Here is a 20,476-nt window from a genome sequence, read left to right on the forward strand (position 1 = left end):
GGGGCTCTTGGCCGGCCTTCGCCTGCAGCTTCCTGCTGTGCCCGCGCCGCGCCCGCGCCGCTCCATCCGACGATAAAAAAGTTCTTGACAACAAAATTTGTCGGTGGGCACACTGGAAGCATGCAGGACATCGCAGTCATCGAGGACCCGGCCGCCGCCGAGGTATCCCTGGATCCCATCCGCTCCCGCATCCTGCGGGAGCTGGCCCAGCCGGCCTCGGCCACGCAGCTGGCGGTGCGCGTCGGCCTCCCACGGCAAAAGGTGAATTACCACCTCAAGGCCTTGGAGCGGCACGGCCTGGTGGAACTGGTGGAGGAACGCCGCAAGGGCAACGTGACCGAACGCATCCTGCAGGCCACGGCAGCCTCATACCTCATCTCACCTTCCGCGCTCGCCGCCGTGTCCCCGGACCCGGGCCGGTTCGCCGACCGCTTCTCGGCGTTTTGGCTGCTGGCGCTCGCGGGCCGGATGGTGCAGGAGGTGGGCAAGCTGATCGCCGGCGCCGCCGCTGCGAGCCAAAAACTTGCCACCTTCGCGATCGACGGCGACATCACCTTCCGCACCGCCGCCGACAGGGCCGCGTTCGCCGAGGAGCTTGGCGTCGAGGTCGCGCGGCTGGTGGATAAGTACCACGACGGCGGCGCGTCCGCGGGCGGCCGGCGGCACCGGCTCGTGGTGGCGCTGCACCCCGCACTTAAAGAAGCCAGTGCACTCAAGGCAACCAACGAATCCACAGCAGGCAAGGAGCAGGACAAATGAATGACAAGCGGGACTTCGAGATCGTCCACGACACGGAGCTCCCCGGCACCCCCGAGCGGGTGTGGGAAGCCGTCACCGCCGGAACCCCGGCGTGGATGTTTCCCACGGACCAGTGGCCGGCTGTCAGGACGGTGGAGGAGTATCCCCACCACCTGGTGTCCCGGATGGAGGGCCCGGACGGCTGGTTCAACCAGCTGGAGCACGTGCTGGAGCCGCTCGACGGCGGCCGTGCCCGGCTCCACTACGTCCACAGCGGCATATTCGCGGACAACTGGGACCAGCAGTACGACGGCGCCAGCCGCCACACCGAGTTCTACCTGCACACGCTGGGCCAGTACCTGCAGTACTTCGACGGCCGGCCAGTCGTCTTTACCGACGTCCAGGCCCCCGCCGCATCCCAGGCCCCGGACGGCTTCACCCGGCTCCGCGAGGCATTGGGCGTCGGTTCGGCCGGGAAAGGCACTGCGGTGGATGTGGAGCTCCCCGGGGTGGGGCGGCTGACGGGCGAAGTGGACTTCTCGAATGAGCACTTCCTGGGCCTTCGCACCCCGGACGCCCTGTACCGGTTCTTCGGCCGCAACGCTTTCGGCGCTCCCGTGGGCATGACCGTGCACGACTTCAGCAGCGCCGGTGATTCCCAGGCCACGGCCACGGCGTGGGGCGGCTTCCTGGAGCGCGTGTACGCGTAGCCCCGGACTCCGGTTTGGCGCCCCGATCGCCGGAACGGTGCGGGGTCGCCGGACCGACTCTTCCGGCGGTTACGCACAGCTCCGGCGATTTTGGTGGCCCGGGTCAGGCAATGGCGACGGCGGGCGCCTGGGTCAGTGAGCGCCGCAGCTGGGGCGCGGCGTCCAGCCTGTCCTGGGCCGCCCGGAGTGCCAGGACTGCGGCCTCCAATTTGTCTGGCGGGAGCGTGAAGGGCAGCCGCAGGTTGCGTTCGAACGCGCCGCCGACTCCGAACCGGGGTCCGGCCGCCAGGCGGATGCCATAGTCCGGCGCGATGACGGTCAGGGCGGTGCTGAAGGGTCCGGGAAGGCGGCACCAGACGGAGAGGCCGCCGGCGGGCCGTGCTGCTTCCCATTCGGGCAAATGTTCCTGCAGGAGGGCGAGGAGTGCTGCCCGGTTGCCGCGCAGCGTCTCCAGTAGTGCCGGAAGGGGCTCATCCAAGGCCCGGACCAGGTGGGCGGCCGCAAGCTGCTCCATGACGGGCCCGCCCAGGTCCAGGGTTGTCCGCGCCGCGGCAAACCGCTGGATCATGGACTCCGACGCCCGGATCCACCCCGTCCGCAGGCCACCCCAGTGCGACTTGCTCAGCGATCCAACCGATACCACGGCGTTGCTGAAGCCAGCCAGGGGAGTGCTGGCGACGCCGTCGAGGTTCAGCTCCCGCAGGGTCTCGTCCGCCACGAGTACGGTCCCCGCTGCCGCAGCGGCCCGGACCAGGCGGCGGCGCTGGTCGTCGGGCATGATCATGCCCGTGGGATTGTGGAAGTCGGGGACGACGTAGGCGAGCTTCGGCCGCTGCTGGGCCAGCGCGGACTCCAGTGCCGGCATGTCCCAGCCGGACTCGGTGATGGGTACCGGGACCGGCTTGCAGCGGGCTGCCAGGACAGCGTCCAGGGCGTTGGGATAGCTGGGGTGCTCAACGAGGATACGGTCCTGCCGGTCAGCCAGGGTGCGGATGATGATGGTCAGAGCATGCTGTGCACCGGAGGTCACCATGATCTGCCCTGCCTGAGTGGGCACGCCGGCGGCCGAATATCGGTCGGCGATGGCCTGGCGCAGTGGCGGCAGGCCCAGTGCGTCGTATCCGAAGCCCGGCAGCAGTGCGGGAAGCTCCGTCAATGCCGCGGCGAAGGCGCGGTGGACTACCTCGCCACTGGCAGGCATCGCAGAGTAGGCCAGGTCGATCAGCCCTTCCGGAATGGTCAGTCCAGGGGCGGTCAGCGGACCGGTGGCCTGTGGCTGCGGCCCGTAAAGCGACCGGCCAAAGGGCGTGAGCTCGGGGATGCGGGTCCGTCCGCGGCTGCCCTGCCCGCTGCTGAGGAAGCCCTGCTCCCGCAGGCTCGAATACGCCGCGGTGACCGTGGTCCGGCTGACAGCCAGGGTTGTGCACAGTGAACGCTCGCTGGGCAGGGCTGTATCAAGCGGGATTCGGCCATCCAGGATGAGCAGCCGCACCACGCCGGCCAGTTCACGGTACGCCGGCCCGGCTCCGGTATTCCACGGGCCCAAAAGCCGGGACAAGGCGAGGGCGGTAAGGGCGGCAGCCATAAAGCCAGTATCTCAGACTGGATATGTAATTGAATGCCAGTTTGCTGCGAGCATGGTTTCATGATGACCCGCAGACTTGTCCAGCTCTTCACCGGCCTCGCCATGTACGGCATCTCCCTGGCCATGTTCATCCGTGCCGGGCTGGGCCTGGACCCGTGGGACGTGTTCCACCAGGGCCTGGCCAACCGGAGCGGATTGAGCATAGGCGTGGTGGTGATCGCCGTGAGCTTCCTGGTGCTGCTGCTGTGGATCCCCCTGCGCCAGATGCCCGGCTTCGGAACACTCTGCAACGCCATCCTGGTGGGCGTGTTCGCGGACATCGGGTTGGCAGTGATCCCGCCGGTGACCCACCTGGCCGGCCAGATCGGACTCCTGGCGGGGGCCGTGTTGGTGAACGCCGTTGCCTCGGCCTGCTACATCGGCGCCGGGTTCGGGCCAGGAGCCCGCGACGGCCTGATGACCGGGCTGGCCCGGCGCACCGGCTGGTCCGTTAGGTTGTCCCGCACGCTCATTGAGGTGACGGTGCTGGCCGCCGGCTGGCTGCTCGGCGGATCCGTGGGGGTGGGCACGGTGGTCTACGCCTTGGCGATCGGTCCCTTGGTGCACATATTGCTGCCGCGCTTCATGGTCGTAACCAGGGAGCCCAAAACCGCCAGGGAACCCAGCGCCGCGAACTGCTAAGGTCACCCAGGCCGCCCGTCAGGCCGGCGCGGGCTGGCACTTCGGGCAAAAGTAGATATCCCGTTCCTCGTCGCCGTTCGGCTTGCCCAGAAGCCCGCGCTGGATGGGCGTGCCGCATTTCAGGCATGGCCGCCGCTCTCCTCCATACACCCAGTAGCCGGGGCGGCCTGACATCCGGCCGACCGGCATGCCGCGGGCATTGAGGACGGTGACCCGGCGCCCCGGGCCCAGGTTGACCTCCAGGAGCTGCTTGGCGTCGGTCATCATGGTCCGCACGTCCGCGACGTCGGAGACGGGAGTGGCAGGATGCACTCCGGAAAGGAAGCACGCCTCGCAGCGGTAGATGTTTCCAATTCCCGCGAGGTTCCGCTGGTCCAGCAGCGCTACGCCGATGGGAACCTCGGGGCGCGACCGGATGCGGCGTTCGGCTTCGTCCAGGTCCCAGTCCGGGCCCAGGAGGTCCGGGCCGAGGAATCCAACGATTGAGTCCTCGTTGGCGGTGGCCACGACTTCCACGATTCCAAGGGAGAAGCCGACGGCGTCGGCTACGGCGGTGCGCAAAACGCAGCGGGCGGTGAAACCCGGCTTGCGCCACCTCCCGCCGGGCGGATAGACCTGCCAGGCACCTTCCATCTTCAGGTGCGAGTGGATGGTCAGTCTGTTGTCCTCCGGGCTGACCACCCGCATCAGCAGATGCTTGCCCCTGGGGATCACCTCGTCGACGGTCCAGCCGGCCAGATTCAGCGTGGCGAACCGGGGCACACGGAAGTCCGAGGCAATCAGTGTCTGTCCCGCCAGGGCCTCATGCAGCTGGTGAGCCGCCCGCCAGACGGAATCGCCCTCAGGCACGGATCCTCAGCCCCTTCGGTGTCGAATAGGCGCCGGCGGCGCTGAGGGCAACAGCGATCGGAGTATCCAGGATTCCGTGCCCGTTCACCTTTTCCATGATCAGCTTGTCCACCGCTCCGCGGGTCACCACGCCCACCAGCGCCGCACCTGCCGCCGCCAGGACGGCGTCGTCCCCGCTGAAAGCCAGCAGGGTTTTCCCGCCGCGCTCCACGTAGAGGACCAGCGCGCCGTCCACCAGGACAACCAGCGCACCCGCCTTCCGGCCGGGACGGTGGCCCGTGCCGGCGTCATCCCGCAGTGCCGGCCAGGGGAGGGCTGCGCCGTAGGGGTTGGCAGGGTCGGTGGCGGCGAGGGCCAGGGCCACGGGGTCCGCCTTGGCCAGCTGGGTGTCCTCCGAGTAGGAGCGGAGCCGGTCCACGGTGGCGGGAACTGCGAACTGGGCAGCACCGAGGTGTTCGATGAAGTAGCCGCGGCGGCAGCGGCCGGCCTCCTCCAGCCGGGCAAGCACCTTGTACATGAGCCCGAAGCCGCCCAGGATCTGCTCAGCCATGACGGAGCCACGGGTGACCACGCCGTAGCGGTCCAGCAGCAGTTCCGCGGTGGCGCGGGCGTGGATGGTGGCATCGAGTTCTGGCTCGGGCAGCGCAGACCACCTGCCCGCGGCCGTTGGCGGGGTGGTGGCACCCTGCGATCCATACCGGCCACCCGACAGCCCCGGAGATCCCATCAGGCCGGTTCCGTGGGAACGGCCCAGCCGGCTCAGCCGCGGGGCGCGTGCGCGCGGTGCCCGGGCCACCTGCCGGTGGGCGGTGTGGCCCCCGGCAATCAGTGACCGGACAGGGGCGAACGTGTCCCCGGTGATCCTGCCGGCCCAAGCAAGATCCCAGAGCGCAGCCACCACCTCCTGGTCGCTGAGGACGGCGTCCATGCCCCCGGCCACCTCAGTCAGCTGCCGGAAGAAATACCCGCCGCCGTTGTTCCGCAGGTGGTCCAGGAGCCGTTGGCCGGCGTCCCCGGGTTCAAACTCGGGCGACGGGTTCAGCGTCAGTTCCACCGAGTCCGCCAGGTGAAGGCTGATCCAGCCGTCGTTCCCGGGCAGCGCCCCGGCCCCGGACCACAGGACTTCCCCGGCAGCCATAAGTTCATCAAGCATGGCCGGCTGGTAGTTGGACACCCGCGTGGCCAGCACCAGGGGTTCCCATGCTGACGCGGGAACGGGAACCCCGGAGAGCTGGTCGATGGCGGTGATGATGCCATCCAGCCCCCGCAGCGAGGGCTGGCCACGGCCGCCGCCCGGGGTCCTGACATGCTGCCATGCGGGCAGGAAGCGTCCGTAGGCGGCGGCGTCCACCGGCTCCACTTCCGCGCGCAGGGCCGCCAGTGAACGACGGCGGAGCTTGCGCAGCACTTCGGCGTCGCACCATTCGCTGGTGATGGCGTGCGCAATGTCGGCGGGGGAGCCGCCGGCAGGTCCCGGCACCCCACCCGTTGGCTTCGCCTCGGCAACAAGCCCCGACTCCCCGGCCGCGCCGTCCTCCTGGGTGGAGCCCGGTTGTGTGGCCCCGGGCGGGGCGGCGTGGGGCCGGAACTCGCCCTCCACCACCCGGCCGTCCGCCGCCAGGCGTTTCAGGGCGGTGCCCACCACTGCCACGCCAAGGCCCAGCCGGGCCGCCGCCTCCGCTGCAGTGAAGGGGCCATGGGTGCGGGCATACCGGGAGACGAGATCGCCCAGGGGATCGGCAACCGGCTCGATGAAAGCCAGCGGAACCCCCATGGGCAGCGGCACACCGATTGCGTCGCGGAGGCGCGCTGCATCCTCCACGGCCGCGAAGCGTTCCACGCCGCCGACGTTGACTTTGATGGCGCGGTTGGCACGCTGGAGGGCGGCCAGGTGTGCTGCCGCTTCCGCGACGGTTGCGGCGGTTTCCCCGGGCGCGGGTTCCACAGGAGTTGCCTCGACAGGCCCGGCTTCCACGGGCGCGGCCTCCTCGACTCCAGCGGTAACCTGCCCAACCACAGCGGCACCCTGAAGCCGCGCCGCCGTTTCCTCGGGCGCGAGCGGTCCCAGCAGCCGCAGCAGGTCCGCCACGCCTTCCATCCCGCGTGCCCGACGGTCCGGAGCCAGGCGCTGCAGCTCGCGTTCGGTGGCGTCGATGACCTTGGCGTCCAGGAGTTCGCGCAGCTCCACCCGGCCCAGCAGCTCGTTGAGGAGGGTGGAGTCCAGTGCCAGCGCAGCGGCGCGCCGTTCCGCGAGCGGGGAATCGCCCTCGTAGAGGAACTGGGCCACGTAGCCAAAGAGAAGGGACTTGGCGAACGGCGAGGGCTGCTGCGTGGTGGTCTGCACAATCCGCAGTTCCCGCCGCTCCACGGACGCGGCAATGTCTTTCAATGCGGGCAGATCGTAGACGTCCTGCAGGCATTCGCGCACCGTCTCCAGCACGATGGGGAACGTGGGGTATTTCCTGGCCACGTCCAGCAACTGGGCCGACCGCTGGCGCTGCTGCCACAGGGGCTGGCGTTTGCCGGGGGTCTGCCGGGGGAGCAGGAGCGCACGGGCCGCGCACTCCCGGAACCGGGACGCGAACAGGGCGCTGCCGCCCACCTCGGCTGTGACAATCTGTTCCAGTTCCTCAGGATCGAAGAGGAACAACTCGGCACCGGGCGGCTCGTCCTCCATCATGGGCACCCGCAGCACAATCCCGTCGTCGGCCGCCATGGCGGAGCCGTCCAGCCCGTAGCGCTGGTGGAGCCGCTGCCCCACAGCCAGGGCCCACGGCGCGTGCACCGGCATGCCGAACGGACTGTGCAGGATAACGCGCCAGTCGCCCAATTCATCGTGGAACCGCTCCACCACCAGGGTGGTGTCGCTGGGGACCACTTCGGTGGCCTGCTTTTGCTCGCTGAGGTACTGGATGAGGTTGTTGGCGGCGAAGTCGTCCAGGCCGCTGGCCTTGCAGCGCTCGGTGGCAGGGCCGACGTCGGACGCGGACAGCTCGCGGACAAACGCGCCCAGGGCGCGGCCCAGGTCCACCGGCCGGCCCAGGGAATCGCCCTTCCAGAACGGCAGCTTGCCCGGCTGCCCGAACGCCGGGGAGACCAGGACGCGGTCGTGCGTGATGTCCTCGATCTTCCAGCTGGTGGCACCAAGGGCAAAGACGTCGCCCACCCGGGATTCGTAGACCATCTCTTCGTCGAGCTCGCCCACGCGGCGGCCGCCCTTGGGTGCCCGCGCCGGTTTGCCGTCCTCCGAGGGGGAGGCCGAACCTTCCTGTTCGGTGCCGATGATGTAGACGCCGAACAGGCCGCGGTCCGGGATGGTACCGCCGGACGTGACGGCCAGGCGCTGGGCTCCGGGCCGGCCTTCGATGGTGCCGGCATTGCGGTCCCAGATGATCCTTGGCCGGAGCTCGGCGAATTCGTCCGACGGGTACCGCCCCGCCAGCAGGTCGAGGGTGGCTTCGAACGCTGACCGGGGGAGGGACGCGAAAGGTGCGGAGCGCCGGACGGTGCTGAACCATTCCTCCACATCGATGCTGCCTAGGGCCGTGGCGGCCACGGTCTGCTGGGCCAGGATGTCCAACGGGTTGGCCGGAATGCTGAGCCGCTCGATCCTGCCGCCCAGCATCCGCTCCACGGTGATGGCGGTGTGGACCAGGTCTGCCCGGTGCTTGGGGAACAGGACGCCCTGGGAAATCTCGCCCACCTGGTGCCCGGCCCGGCCCACCCGCTGCAGGCCGCTGGCGACTGACGGCGGCGACTCCACCTGCACCACCAGGTCCACAGCGCCCATGTCGATGCCCAGTTCCAGGGATGACGTGGCCACCACGCACCGCAGCCGTCCGGACTTGAGGTCGTCCTCAATGAGCGCACGCTGGTCCTTGGACACGGAGCCGTGGTGGGCCCGGGCCAGCACCGGGTCAGCCCCCGCGGAGCTGCCGGCCTGCGCCATCATGTGCGCGGGCGTGGCAGTCGAGGCGGGAAGTCCGGACGGCGGTCCCCCTGCCGTGCCGGGTGCACCCGCCTGCCCTTCCGGGCCGGGCTCGTCCCAGCCGCCGCCCACCGCAATCAGTTGGCGTTCGGCGTAGATTTCGTTGAGCCGTGCGGTGAGGCGCTCGGCAAGGCGGCGGGAGTTGGCGAAGACGATGGTGGACTGGTTGGCCAGCACCAGGTCGACGATCTTCTCCTCCACATGCGGCCAAATGGAAGCCTGCGGCTGCAGCCCGGATGCGGGGCCGGAATCGAACGCCCCGGCCGCGCCCTGCAGGTCCGACATATCCTCCACCGGCACGGAGACCGTCAGGTCCCAGTTCTTCCTGGCCGGTGGCGCGACGATCTCCACGGGGGCCGACCCGGCAAGGAACTGTGCCACGAGTTCCCGGGGTTCCACCGTGGCGGAAAGCCCGATGCGCTGTGCGGGTTTGGGCAACAGCGCGTCGAGCCGCTCGAGGGATACCGCCAGGTGCGCCCCGCGCTTGGTCCCGGCCACGGCATGGACCTCGTCGATGATGATGGTGTCCACCTCGGCCAGGGTCTCCCGGGCCTTCGAGGTCAGCATGAGGAACAGCGACTCGGGGGTGGTGATAAGGATGTCCGGCGGGTTGCTCAGAAGCGTGCGGCGCTCCGCGGCGGGAGTGTCCCCGGACCGGACCCCCACCGTGATCAGCGGGGCCGGGAGTCCCAGCCGCTTTGCCGTCTGGGTGATGCCGATCAAGGGGGAGCGCAGGTTCCGTTCAACGTCCACGCCCAAAGCCTTCAGGGGCGAAATGTAGAGAACACGGGTTTTACGCTTGGGTGCCCGTGCGCGTTTGCCTTTCGCGGGCGCCTCCGCCGCGGCAGGGTCTGGGGATTCGGACGCCGCGGCCAGGAGCCGGTCCAGCGCCCAGAGGAAGGCGGCAAGTGTCTTTCCGGAGCCCGTAGGGGCCACCACCAGCGCGTGCGAACCGGAGGAGATGGCGTTCCAGGCCCCGGCCTGCGCCGGAGTTGGCTCCGAAAATGCGCCCAGGAACCAGTCCCGGGTGGGCCGGCTGAACTGGCCCATGGGGGCAGCCGTGCCGGAGGCGCCGCCGCCGGCAGGACGCTGTTCCTGCTTCATGCCTCCATCATGCCCCAAGGCACCGACACTCAACGCCGCAACCGCCCCAGGCTCCGCCGCCAGCAGAACCCCGCCGGATCCAGCCAAAAACGCCGCCTACTGATGTTCCCCTAATGCAGCCCCGCTCACGCAGTTTCAGCCCCCGGCAGGTCCTTGGTGGCAGGGCCCTCGAGCAGCTTGCCCTCATTCGTGAAGCGCGAGCCGTGCAGGGGACAGTCCCACGTCTGTTCGTTGTCGTTCCAGTGCAGGACGCCGCCCAAGTGGGTGCAGACTGCCGACAACCTGCACGTGCTTCCGCCGACCGTGGACACTGCCACCGGCCGGTTGCCGTCGCGGTAGACCGTGCCCTGGCCCTCAGCCGGGGCGGCGGCAGCGGCGGAGCCCGCAGGAACAGGTGTTGTGGGGACGGTCGCCTCGGAAGCAGTCACGGCAGACCGGTCCGTGCCCCGCTTCAAGCCAGCAAACCTGCGGCCTTCAGTGGTCACCTTTCCCCAGTCCGAGGCCAGCTTGGCCGCCACACCGGCGTTCAGTGCGACGGCGGAAAACGCACCGGCCGGTGAGGTGACGCGGTGGTGGATGGTGTCAGCCCAGGGCACCTGCCCGCCAAGGATGTCTGCCGTTATGCCCAGTGCTGCGGCGACGGCGTTGGTCATTCCCCATTTGTTGTAGCCGGTGCCGAAGTAGATCTGGCCCTTGCCCCGGGGGAGTTTGCCGAAAAACGGCATGAGGTTGGTGGGCATGTAATCCTGCGCGGACCACGTGTGCGTGGTGACAGCGCCGGGGTAATGCCGGCCGGCCCAGTCGAGCAGGCCGGTGAGGTGCGCCTTCTCGGAGTCCGTCCGGCCCACGTGGTGCCCGTGGCCGCCCACGAGCAGCAGGTTCCTGCCGTCCACTTGGTAGTCGCGGAGGGAGTGGGTGGGCTGTTCGACGGAAATGTACATACCCGGCGGGGGAGCCTGGTCATCCTGCAGTTCGAGTGCGGCCGCGTAGGAACGGCTTGGTTTCAGCTTGGCGAAATACAGGCCGCGGTCCAGGACCGGGATCCCGGTGGCCAGGACCACTTTGTCCGCCCTGACACTGCCCCGGTCAGTCCGGACGGCAGAGGGAGGATCCCCGGTCACGTCGCGAAGCCGCACGCCGCTGGCGATCCGTCCGCCCCGGCTGCGGATATCCGCCACCAGTGCGTCCAGGACATCCATGGGGTTGATCTGGGCTTGGTCGCGCAGGCGGACGGCGCCGTGGACGGGAAACGGCAAACCGGCGTCGCGCACGTAGTCCACGTCCAGCCCGGCAGTGCCGGCGGCGCTGATTTCTTCCCGCAGCTTCTCCGTGCCCCGGGCGGACGCAGCGTAGGTGTAGGCGTTGCGTCGCTGGAACGGCACATTTTGTTCTTCCAGGTAGCGCAGCAGCCATGCCTGGCCCTCCCGGTTTGCGTCCACGTAGGCCTGAACCTGTTTCTGCGAATATTGGCGGGCGAGCTGGGACAGGAACGTTCCTTGCAGCAGGGTTACCTTGGCGGTGGTGTTGCCGGTGGTCACAGCCCCCGGGTAACGGGCCTCCAGCACCAGCACGCGTTGCCCGGACCGGGCCAGCAGCAGGGCGGTCACCAACCCGGTGAGACCTGCGCCCGCCACCACGGTGTCATACCTGGAGTCCGGTTCGAATGGATCAGACGTGAAGGGATCGCTGCGGTCCAGCCAAATCGACGTCATGCCAGTCCAACCTGCCTTCGGTCCAAGGCCCTCACAAGGCGTTTTGTGATGGGTCTGTTATGCACCCCTGCTATCCGCGGCGTATTTGCTAAGTGTACTTAGGATATTGGGGTTTAATCACGACATCGTCCCACTGCTCTTTGCTACCGCGGGCGCCGGCCGCACCACCCGGCACCGCGGTAACAACCAAAAGGGCCGGCGGCGAAACAGAAACGTCCGACGGCGGCCCAACAGAATGGAAGGCGGCCCGGCTTGTTAGCCGGGCCGCCTTCCGTCATTCCAAGGTCCTTCCCGGACGGTCAGGCGGGCTGGAATGCTCCGATGCTGAGCAGTGTGATTTCTGCGTTGCTGCAGGCCGTGGTGGGCTGCGGGATGAACAGCGAGTCAGTGTCCTCCGGCGGGTAGACCCGGTAGCCGGCGGCGTCCACGGCCGTGCAGCCCTGGTAGTTACGGGCCTGCGTGTAGCGGAGGACGGCGGTGCCGGTCTGGCCGGGGGCCAGGAGGACGTCCATGACGCCGGCGGAATCGTCCCGCGTTGCCGGAGCTCCGATGGGGGCGCCGGCAGCGTCCGCCACCAGGGAGACGCCGGGGAATCCCCTGAGGATGCAGGGGTCGGAGCCCTTGTTGGTGAGGTTGAGCTTCATGTAGACACTGCCGGCCGCCCCGCCACCGGAGGCATCGGTTGCGGCGGTGAGCCCGGCTGCCTTGCACAAGCCGGGCTCACCGGCGGCTGTGGTGCCCGGGGCGGGCGAGGCCGGTGTCGACGTGGCGGGCGCTGAAGACGCCGGAGGCGGCGTGGACGCCGTCGCCGTGGGGGACTGGCTCGCCTGCCCGGTGGCGGGCGACGTCGTCGTCTGGGACTGCGGCTGGCCTGGACCACACGAGGTGAGCAGCAGCGCTGCCGCTGCGGCCGCCGTCGTCATGGCAAACCCCTGGGAAATTATCTGAGACCTCATGGCACCACCTTCGCGGTAGCCGTTGCCCGCGTCAACGATGCAACCTGCAGTAGTGGCAATTTGATGCCCGGATCGTGATGATCCGGGCATCAAATGCGTCCTTACTTGGTGCCGGTTGGTGCCTGGCTGGCCGTGCGGGCCGCCGGCGTGCGGCGTCCGCCCCTGCTCCGGAAGAGGGCAGCCCCGCCCAGGACCAGCCCGCCCACTCCGGCAGCCAGCCCGGTCCAGCTCCGTGCCTCGGCACCGCTGTCGGTCACGGCCGCCGCCTGCTCGGTGGCGTGTGCCGCGCCGGCGGCCCCGTGTCCGTCTCCGCTGTGCCCGTCTCCGCCGGCCGAGGCAGTGAGGGTGATTGAGGGAGCGGGCGCCTTCAGGTCATGCGGGTCCTGGCCGTCGGCGGCGATCTGGGACCAGTCGGTCTGGCCGCTTTCGCAGGTCTGCAGCGTGGGGAAGTGCAGGGTTGTGCCGGCAGTGTCCGGCAGGTGCACGGACAGGACCAGGGTGTCGCGGAGTTCGGGGCTCAGCGGCGCCTTGGCGGTGTACACAATCTGGCTGGTCCGCTTGGTGATGGCCGTACCGTCAGGGAGCTTGCGGGGTTCGGCGAACTGTTCGGTCACCTTCTCCGCGGTCCAGTTGGGGTTGACGGTGGGCTGGGCGTCGTTCAATTCCTGCGGCAGCGTGATGGCCACCTTGGTGGTGGGGGATGTATCGCAGCCGTGCGGGATTCCGAACGTCAGCAGTGCGTAGGAGCCGGCGTCGGTCTTGTCCGGCGTCACGCCGACGTGTGCGGAGGCGCCGCCCGCCGCGGCGAGCAGCAGGGCGGCTGAGCCCGCGGCGGCTGCGGAGGTGGTCAGGGTACGGCGAAGGAATGGGGTTGTCATGGGTGCCTTTCTGGCGCACGCCTCTCAAGGAGGGGTGCAAAGTCTGGTCCCCGGCGCCGAAAAGGCCGGTGCCGGGCTTTAAAGGGGGAGCACGACGGCGGAAGGCGGGCCGCGCCGGCTGTCTTGGCGGAGGTTGCGCCAGGGGGAGCGGCGCGAGGGGGCGTGCCTGAACAGTCCGTCCAGGCGGACGGCAGGCAGTGGTGCCACGGGGCGGGGAAGGCCGGCGAAAGGCCGGAGCCAGCCGGCGAGTGCCCACAGGGCAGTTTCGCCTTTGGCGAGAAGCAGTGCGCAGGCCAGCGTCGCCGCCGCGTGCGCTCCCAGCATCAGGGGCGCCAGCCCCGGATCCGCCGGGCTCAGGTGTTCTGCGAGGGGGGCAAGACCGTGCAACGCGAGCAGGCTGTCGCTGTGCAGGTGGGCCGGCGCTGCCCCGGCTGCGTTGCTTGGAAGGGGGGTGGAGAAAGCAGTGAGGAGCTCGTGCAGGGCCAGCTGGCCGCCGCCCAGAAGCGCTGACATGGCGGCGAGGGAGAGCCGGAGCCGGGTGGCAACCGTGCTGGTCAGGGCGGTCAGCGCCAGTACCGCGAGGAGGATGACGGGCGCCGGCAGTTGGCCCCCAGCAGCTACGTGGGCGCCGGCGGCGAGGGCCAAGGTGCCGGTGGCAAGGGCCGATGCGCGGAGGAGGTGGAAGGGCGCCCGCGGGAGGGAACCACGCACGGCTGCTCCTCCTGCTGTCAGCCGGCACCGCAGGTTGCAGGGCCGGGTCCGCTTGCTGGTCCGGAGCGGAGGCTCCGGCCTTCCAAATTCTATCGGCAATACCGGTGCGCCCGGCCCTGTGACGGCGCGGAGGGGCAGGGTTAGACTGCCTGCGTACGTGTTGGCGATCGAAGGAGAAGTTCATGGACTACACCGGAAGCCAGTCGGAGAAGGCCGTTCAGGCCGGTGAACTGGGCCGCAGCCACATCGGGCAGACAATCAGTTTCCAGCCGAACGAGTTCACCGTCGTTTTCGGGAAGCTCGCCGGCATCGCACGGACTGAGGCCATGGTCTACCTGTCCCTGACGGGAGTGGGAAACGGGACCCATCTGAAGGATGAATACGACCTTCCGGTCACCCATGAGGTGTACGTGCCGGTGGACGTCATTTCCAACGCGGAATCCACCATCAAGGACCTGTTCGGCAAAGTCCAGGAGAACCTCCGCGGGGCAAGCCACAAGGGCGGCGAGGAGCGGACAGACCGGCTCTAACTGGTGTCACAGCAAGTGGGAAGGCCGGTACGAAAGTGCCGGCCTTCCCACTTTTCCACCTAGTACGCCTTGACCCGCTGCTCCACCACGAGGTGGATGAGGGCGAACACGCCGTCCTGGTCGATCGCTGCCAGGGCGGCATCCAGCGCGGCCGGGACATCCCGGTCCTCCGTCACCGTGACTCCGAACCCGCCAAAGGCCTTGGCCATCAGCGCAAAGTCGGGGTTCTTTAGCTGGGTGCCGGACACGCGCTGGGGGTAGTGCCGCTCCTGGTGCGTACGGATGGTGCCGTACTCCTGGTTGTCCATGACAACCACCAATGGGGTGGCGCCGTACTGGGCAGCCGTTGCGAGCTCCTGCCCGTTCATGAGGAACTCGCCGTCCCCTGCGATGGTGACCACGCGCCGTCGCGGTTCAGCCAGGGACGCGGCGATGGCCGAGGGGACGGAGTAGCCCATGGAGCCGTTCCGCGCGCTGAGCATGGACGCGTAGCGGCGGGTGGGGAAATACCGGTGCGCCCAGTTGGTGTGTTCCCCTGCACCGAACGTCACCAGCGCGTCCTTGGGAAGCCGGGGGACGAGATTGGCCATCAAGGTGTCCATCCGCGCCTGTCCTTCCGCCGGGGCAGCGGGGGGCAGCGCCGCAAAGCGGTCCTGCTCTGCGCGCATCCGGCCCGTCCAGGCCTTCCACTTTTCCTTCACCGGCAGGCTGATGTCAGCCAGGCCGCGCACGAACGCTTCCGGCTTGGCCAAAATCTGCCGGGACACCGGGCCGGACCTTCCGCGCAGCGACGGGTCCACGGTGACCAGGAAATTCTTCTTGGCCCAGTCCTGCCGGCAGACGAAGCCGTCCGTAATGACGTCCCCCGGCACCGTTCCCACGAAGACCAGGAGGTCGGTTTCCTCCAGCAGGTCATAGGTGGGGCGTGGACGGCCGTAGCCGATGGGGCCCACATAGGAGGGCGAATCGAAGGGCACCGTCCCCTGCGTCCGCCATTCCGCCGCGGCCGGGATGTGGTGCCGCTCCAGCCACTCGGTGAGCTGGTCCGCGGCCTCCTGGGTCCAGTCGTTGCCGCCGGTGACAAAGAGGGGCTTGCTGGATTCAGCCAGCGCCGCTTCCAGGGCCGCCGTATCCGTGCTGGCCATGCCGCCTGCAGCAACGGGGATCGCAGGGTGCAGTGCGGGGCTGATTTGATGCCGGATGACGTCCTCGGGCAGGCCCACCACCACGGGCCCGGGCCGCCCGCTCATGGCAGCAAACATGGCTTCCGCCACGATCTCGGACGCCCGCTCCGCGTGGTCGAGGACCATCACCCGCTTGGCGCCCGTATCGAACCAGGACTTGATGTCGAATTCCTGGAACGCTTCACGGTCCCGGTGGGCAAACGGGATCAGGCCCACGAAGAGCAGCATCGGGGTGGAGTCCTGCCAGGCCGTGTGCAGGCCCACATGGGCGTTGGCGGCACCCGGGCCACGGGTCACCATCGCGACGCCGGGCCGCTGGTTCAGTTTCCCGTCGGCTTCGGCCATGTAGGCGGCGCCGCCTTCATGGCGGCAGACGATGGTTTCGATCGTCGAGTTGTGCAGGCCGTCCAGCACGTCCAGGAAGCTCTCGCCGGGAACCACATAGGTGCGTTCCACGCCGTGCGCCACCAGCGAATCAACGATCACATGCCCCGCGGATTTCAGGGCGCGCACCGCGCTGTCCCGGTGATGGACGACGGCGGCGGGCCGGGTAGGGGAGGAGGTCAGGGTGGACTGCGGCTCTGGTGTCATGTTCTTTCTTTAGCTCGGAGGTTGCGGAAGTGCGGGGTCAGGAGATGGGAGTGCGGTTGGCGATGACGGGTGCCTTCCCGGTGTAGCCGTCGCGGGTTTCGGCGATGTCGCGGATGCGTTGGCGGCAGGCGTACCAGCCGATGACCATGAGGATGGAGGCGATGGCGGTGACGAGCATGGTCAGGGGTGAGTCGATGAAGACCATGATGAGGACGCCGATGAGGAAGAGGAGGGAGAGGTAGCCGGTGTAGGGGGCGCCGAACATGCGGAAGGAGGGGCGTTCGACCCAGCCTTTGTCGGCCCAGCGTTTGAGTTGGATTTGGCACAGGACGATGGTGGCCCAGGTCATGATGATGCCTACGGAGGCGATGTTGAGGACGATTTCGAAGGCTTCGGCGGGGACGAGGTAGTTCAGGGGGACGCCGAGGAGGGAGACGGTGGCGGTGATGGCGATGCCGCCGTAGGGGACGCCTGCTTTGTTCATGCGGGAGGCGAACTTCGGTGCTGAGCCGTTGACGGACATGGAGCGCAGGATCCGGCCGGTGGAGTAGAGCCCGGCGTTCAGGGAGGACAGGGCGGCGGTGAGGACCACGAGGTTCATGATGACGTCCACGCCCTGGACGCCGATGGAGCCGAAGAACGTCACGAAGGGGCTGACGCCTTTTTGGTAGGAGGTGAAGGGCAGCAGCAGGGCCAGGAGGATGACGGAGCCGACGTAGAACACGGCGATGCGGAAGACCACGGAGTTGATGGCTTTGGGCATGATTTTTTCGGGGTTTTCGGTTTCGCCGGCGGCGGTGCCGACGAGTTCGATGGAGGCGTAGGCGAACAGGACGCCCTGCATGAGGATGATCATGGGCAGCAGGCCGTTGGGGAAGATCCCGCCGTTATCGGAGAGGAGGTTGAGGCCGACTTGTTGGCCGTCGACGGGGGTGCCGAAGATGACGAAGTAGGTGCCGATGATGAGGAACGCGACGAGGGCGGCGACTTTGATCAGGGCGAACCAGAATTCCATTTCGCCGAAGACTTTCACGGAGACCAGGTTCAGGGCCAGGACGACGATGAGGGCGGTCAGTGCCCAGGCCCACTGCGGGACGTCGGCCATCCAGGGGATGTAGTTGCCGAAGAAGTGCATGTAGAGGGCGGCGGCGGTGATGTCCACGATGGTGGTGGTGGCCCAGTTGATCCAGTAGAACCAGCCGGAGACGAACGCGGCTTTTTCGCCGAAGAATTCGCGGGCGTAGGAGACGAAGGAGCCTGAGGAGGGCCGGTGCAGGACCAGTTCGCCCAGGGCGCGCAGGATCAGGAACGCGAAGAACCCGCACACGGCGTAGGCGATGACCAGGGACGGGCCGGCCGCGTTGAGCCGGCCGCCGGCGCCGAGGAACAGGCCGGTGCCGATCGCGCCGCCGATCGCGATCATCTGGATCTGCCGGGGCTTGAGGTTCTTGTGGTAACCCTTGTCCTCCGCGTGCAGGGAGGTCTCGGACGCATGCGCGTGACCACCATCAATAATGTGGTCGAAACCAACCTCGTCATTGGGGTTGTTGGGCATGGGTATTTCCTTTCGATCCGGGGAAGATCTGATGGGGTGGGAAAAATCTAGAAAACTGACCAGCCGGTGCGGTCGGAGAGGTCGGCGAGGGCTGCGGTGCCGGCGAGGGAATTGCCTTTCGCGTCCAGGCGCGGGCTCCACACACAGATGGCGCACTGCCCGGGGACGATGACCAGGATCCCGCCGCCCACCCCGCTCTTGCCGGGCAGGCCCACGCGGTAAGCGAATTCGCCGGCGGCGTCGTACATGCCGCAGGTCAGCATGATGGAGCCGATCCGCTTGGCCTCGCTTGCCGACAACACCGTGCCGGAGGCTCCCTGGCCATCATTGGCAAGGAACAGTCCGGCCTTGGCCAACTCCGTGCAGGTCATCATGATGGAACACTGGCGGACATAGTTTTCCACCACTGATTCCGCAGGCTGGGTGAGGTTGCCGAAGTCCTTCAGGAAGTGCGCCAGGGCCAGGTTGCGGCTGCTGCCGGCCAGTTCACCGGCAGCCGCCGCCTCATCGATGAACGGCCCGGACTCTCCCTGCCCCAGCTTGCCCGCCTGCTTGCCCGCTTGTTCGGTGAGGAACCGCAGGAGGTGCGCGGCGGCGTCGGGCGTCTGTTCCATCAGGTGGTCGGTGACCACCAGGGCGCCGGCGTTGATGAAGGGGTTGCGCGGGATGCCGTGTTCGGCTTCGAGCTGGACCAGGGAGTTGAAGGCCGTTCCGGACGGTTCGCGCAGCACCCGCGGCCACAGGCGGGCGGAACCGCCGCCCTGCAGCGCCATGGCCAGGGTGAACACCTTCGAGATGCTCTGGATGGAGAACGGGACGTCCGCATCGCCGGAGCAAAAGACGTCACCGGAGGTGGTGGCGACGGAGATGCCAAAACGGTTGAAGGGGACTTTGGCAAGGAAGGGGATGTTGCGGGGTACTGCACCCATTTCCTTCCGCGGCCGGTGATGCCGGACGATGTCCTCGAGGAGGATGTCCAGGGGTGGTGCGCCGAGCGTTGTGGTCATTTCCTGCCTGAGGTGTCGTAGGAGGTGGAGGCCCACTCCTGGAGGTGGAGCAGTGCCACCAGGGAGTCCCTGGGACTGCCGAAGTTGAGACCGGTCACCCGGGTGGCTTTGGCCACCCGGTAATAGACCGTGTTCTTGTGCAGGTTCATCCGCCTGGCGCACTCGGCCACGTCGAAGGACGCGTCGAAATACGCGCGGAGGGTTTCAGCGAGTTCGGCGTCCTCCTGGAGGAGCGCTGCCAGGCTGCGGTGGCGGAAGGGTGATGAGTGGAAGTTCCGTACCGCCTCGCGGTAGAGGATCTCGGCTTCGAAATCGCCTACCGAGGCAACCGTGCCGGGTTCCGCGGTGCCCACGCAGGTTAACAGCGCCTCCGTAATCCGGGTCACCGTGTGAAGGGACACCAGGTCCGGTGCCAGGGGGCCGACGGCTGCGAACGGACTGATGCCGAGGTGTTTGCCGGCATCCCGGACGATCGCTTCGGCCAGCGACCGCAGCCCCGCTTCCGCCGTGCTTGACTGCAGGTCAGGGACGATGATGGCGGTGTCACCGTTGAACTGGCCCACGACGGCGGTGGGCTTGTAGGCGGCTGCGTGGATGGAGGCGAGGTTGGCAAGTTCGCCGTGCTTGAGCGCGGCGTCGTCGGCACGTGAGTCGGCGTCGGACATGCCGATCAGAATGAGTGCGGCGGGACGTTCCGAAGGGATTTTCCCGCTGTGCGCGCTGGCGGCGGCCTCGGCGGGACCTGACAGGATCCGCACTATCCGGTCCTCGCGCATGTGGACGGACTGCTGGTTGCGGTAGCGGATCAATTCGGCGGAAACGCGGGCCGCGGACCCCGTAAGGACGTATTCGACATCGGGACCGAAGCCGTCGCCGGTCTCCTGGAGCCAGATGTAACCCATGATCCGTTCGCCGGCAAAGAGCGCGATGGCCACCCGTTCCCGCAACCCGTCCTGCGGCCTGGCCGGGACACGGACCGGCTGGCGGGTGCGGTGGAGCTCGCGGTAGGCGCCGAGGTCCTTGAGCAGCAGTTCGTACTTCCGGGGGCCGCGGCGGGCCAGGATGGAGGCTTTCCGGAGTTCATCGATGTCATTGGTGACCGTGGAATAGGCCAGGACTTTGTTGGCCGCATCCTCGATGAGCACGTGGCTGGACGTGAGCCGCGCCGTGGTCTGGGCGATCGCGAACAGGTCTTCCTCGAGCAGCGTCAATACTTCGCTCTGGTAGCTGCGCGGCTGGATCCGGTCCTTGGCAATGGACAGCAGGCGGTCCCAGTCTGCTGCCGGGTCCACCAGCAGCAGCCCGGACCCGGCCGCGCGGAGGAGCTCCTCCGCTTCCGCGAGGTCTTCCCGCTGGCCCTTCACGGCGACCACCGGGGGCGGGTCCTTCAGGAGGCGCCGGAGGGCAGGCAGCGCGGACCTGCCGCGGACCCCGATGAGCAGGACAAAGGCTCCGGAGGCTTCGACTGCTTCATCGTCGGCGTCGACAATCAGGAACCGTTCAATGGCCGGCGCAGAAGGGGCGGCCCGGAGGATGAGGCTGGCGAAGCCAAGGGGAAGGTCCGAGAGGATGTCATCCACCGTAACCGCAGGCATGGTTGTCCTTTGCGTCGATCCCACCGGACGGCTTTGTCCGGTCACCTCATGCTATCCAGCGTCCTGAGGCGAAATTATGGAATCTGATCCAAGCTCGGCGGT

At 68.1% G+C, this 20,476-nt stretch carries 15 protein-coding genes; 4 read left to right on the top strand and 11 right to left on the bottom strand.

The window, feature by feature from the left end; genetic code table 11:
* Positions 1-120: 120 nt before the first annotated feature.
* Together ACTAQI_RS19800 and ACTAQI_RS19805 are read left to right on the top strand one after the other, a co-directional pair.
* Positions 121-759 (top strand): helix-turn-helix domain-containing protein, encoded by a 639-nt coding sequence (locus tag ACTAQI_RS19800; RefSeq protein ID WP_457948140.1) that lies wholly within the window; start codon positions 121-123, stop codon positions 757-759.
* Positions 756-1,448, top strand: a complete 693-nt coding sequence (locus ACTAQI_RS19805) for an SRPBCC domain-containing protein (protein ID WP_457948141.1) — start codon at positions 756-758, stop codon at positions 1,446-1,448. The genes ACTAQI_RS19800 and ACTAQI_RS19805 overlap by 4 nt, the downstream gene beginning before the upstream one ends.
* Before the next feature lie 103 nt (positions 1,449-1,551).
* Here the strand turns inward: ACTAQI_RS19805 and yczR are convergent, their stop codons facing one another.
* Entirely contained in the window at positions 1,552-3,033 is a 1,482-nt protein-coding gene (gene yczR, locus ACTAQI_RS19810; RefSeq protein ID WP_457948143.1) for a MocR-like transcription factor YczR, read from the bottom strand.
* Between the two features lie 60 nt (positions 3,034-3,093).
* Between yczR and yczE the strand changes: the two genes are divergently transcribed.
* Positions 3,094-3,714: a membrane protein YczE gene (gene yczE / locus ACTAQI_RS19815; protein ID WP_457948145.1), complete on the top strand. Its 621-nt coding sequence runs from the start codon at positions 3,094-3,096 to the stop codon at positions 3,712-3,714.
* An 18-nt stretch (positions 3,715-3,732) separates the two neighbouring features.
* Here the strand turns inward: yczE and ACTAQI_RS19820 are convergent, their stop codons facing one another.
* The 6 genes from ACTAQI_RS19820 to ACTAQI_RS19845 all read right to left on the bottom strand — a co-directional run bounded on the left by ACTAQI_RS19820 (position 3,733) and on the right by ACTAQI_RS19845 (position 13,912).
* The gene (locus tag ACTAQI_RS19820; protein WP_457948147.1) at positions 3,733-4,563 is read right to left on the bottom strand and encodes an Fpg/Nei family DNA glycosylase; all 831 of its coding nucleotides are present in this window, start codon (positions 4,561-4,563) and stop codon (positions 3,733-3,735) included.
* The gene (locus ACTAQI_RS19825; protein WP_457948149.1) at positions 4,556-9,655 is read right to left on the bottom strand and encodes an Lhr family ATP-dependent helicase; all 5,100 of its coding nucleotides are present in this window, start codon (positions 9,653-9,655) and stop codon (positions 4,556-4,558) included. Before ACTAQI_RS19825 ends, ACTAQI_RS19820 begins: the two co-directional genes overlap by 8 nt.
* A gap of 125 nt (positions 9,656-9,780) precedes the next feature.
* A complete protein-coding gene (locus ACTAQI_RS19830; RefSeq protein ID WP_457948151.1) occupies positions 9,781-11,367 on the bottom strand; it encodes an FAD-dependent oxidoreductase in 1,587 nt (528 codons plus the stop codon).
* A gap of 299 nt (positions 11,368-11,666) precedes the next feature.
* Positions 11,667-12,323, bottom strand: a complete 657-nt coding sequence (locus ACTAQI_RS19835; protein WP_457948153.1) for a DUF4232 domain-containing protein — start codon at positions 12,321-12,323, stop codon at positions 11,667-11,669.
* A 101-nt stretch (positions 12,324-12,424) separates the two neighbouring features.
* Positions 12,425-13,201, bottom strand: coding sequence for a YcnI family copper-binding membrane protein (locus ACTAQI_RS19840; protein WP_457948155.1), 777 nt, complete (start codon positions 13,199-13,201; stop codon positions 12,425-12,427).
* A gap of 78 nt (positions 13,202-13,279) precedes the next feature.
* Positions 13,280-13,912, bottom strand: a complete 633-nt coding sequence (locus ACTAQI_RS19845; protein ID WP_457948157.1) for a hypothetical protein — start codon at positions 13,910-13,912, stop codon at positions 13,280-13,282.
* A 182-nt stretch (positions 13,913-14,094) separates the two neighbouring features.
* Here ACTAQI_RS19845 and ACTAQI_RS19850 point away from each other — a divergent pair, with 182 nt between their 5' ends.
* Positions 14,095-14,442, top strand: a complete 348-nt coding sequence (locus ACTAQI_RS19850; protein WP_457948159.1) for a hypothetical protein — start codon at positions 14,095-14,097, stop codon at positions 14,440-14,442.
* Between the two features lie 59 nt (positions 14,443-14,501).
* Here the strand turns inward: ACTAQI_RS19850 and ACTAQI_RS19855 are convergent, their stop codons facing one another.
* Genes ACTAQI_RS19855 through ACTAQI_RS19870 form a run of 4 tightly spaced genes read right to left on the bottom strand, consistent with a single transcriptional unit; the run spans position 14,502 to position 20,374 of the window.
* Positions 14,502-16,217, bottom strand: coding sequence for a thiamine pyrophosphate-dependent enzyme (locus tag ACTAQI_RS19855; protein ID WP_457948161.1), 1,716 nt, complete (start codon positions 16,215-16,217; stop codon positions 14,502-14,504).
* Positions 16,218-16,254: 37 nt separating this feature from the next.
* Entirely contained in the window at positions 16,255-17,772 is a 1,518-nt protein-coding gene (locus tag ACTAQI_RS19860; protein ID WP_457948163.1) for an amino acid permease, read from the bottom strand.
* Positions 17,773-17,819: 47 nt separating this feature from the next.
* Positions 17,820-18,779 carry a glutaminase gene (locus tag ACTAQI_RS19865; RefSeq protein ID WP_457948165.1) on the bottom strand — a complete coding sequence of 320 codons (960 nt, stop codon included), beginning with the start codon at positions 18,777-18,779 and terminating at the stop codon, positions 17,820-17,822.
* Complete coding sequence (locus tag ACTAQI_RS19870; protein ID WP_457948167.1) at positions 18,776-20,374, bottom strand: PucR family transcriptional regulator; 1,599 nt, start codon at positions 20,372-20,374, stop codon at positions 18,776-18,778. The genes ACTAQI_RS19865 and ACTAQI_RS19870 overlap by 4 nt, the downstream gene beginning before the upstream one ends.
* Positions 20,375-20,476: the final 102 nt, after the last annotated feature.

Source organism: Pseudarthrobacter sp. alpha12b, assembly GCF_054130495.1.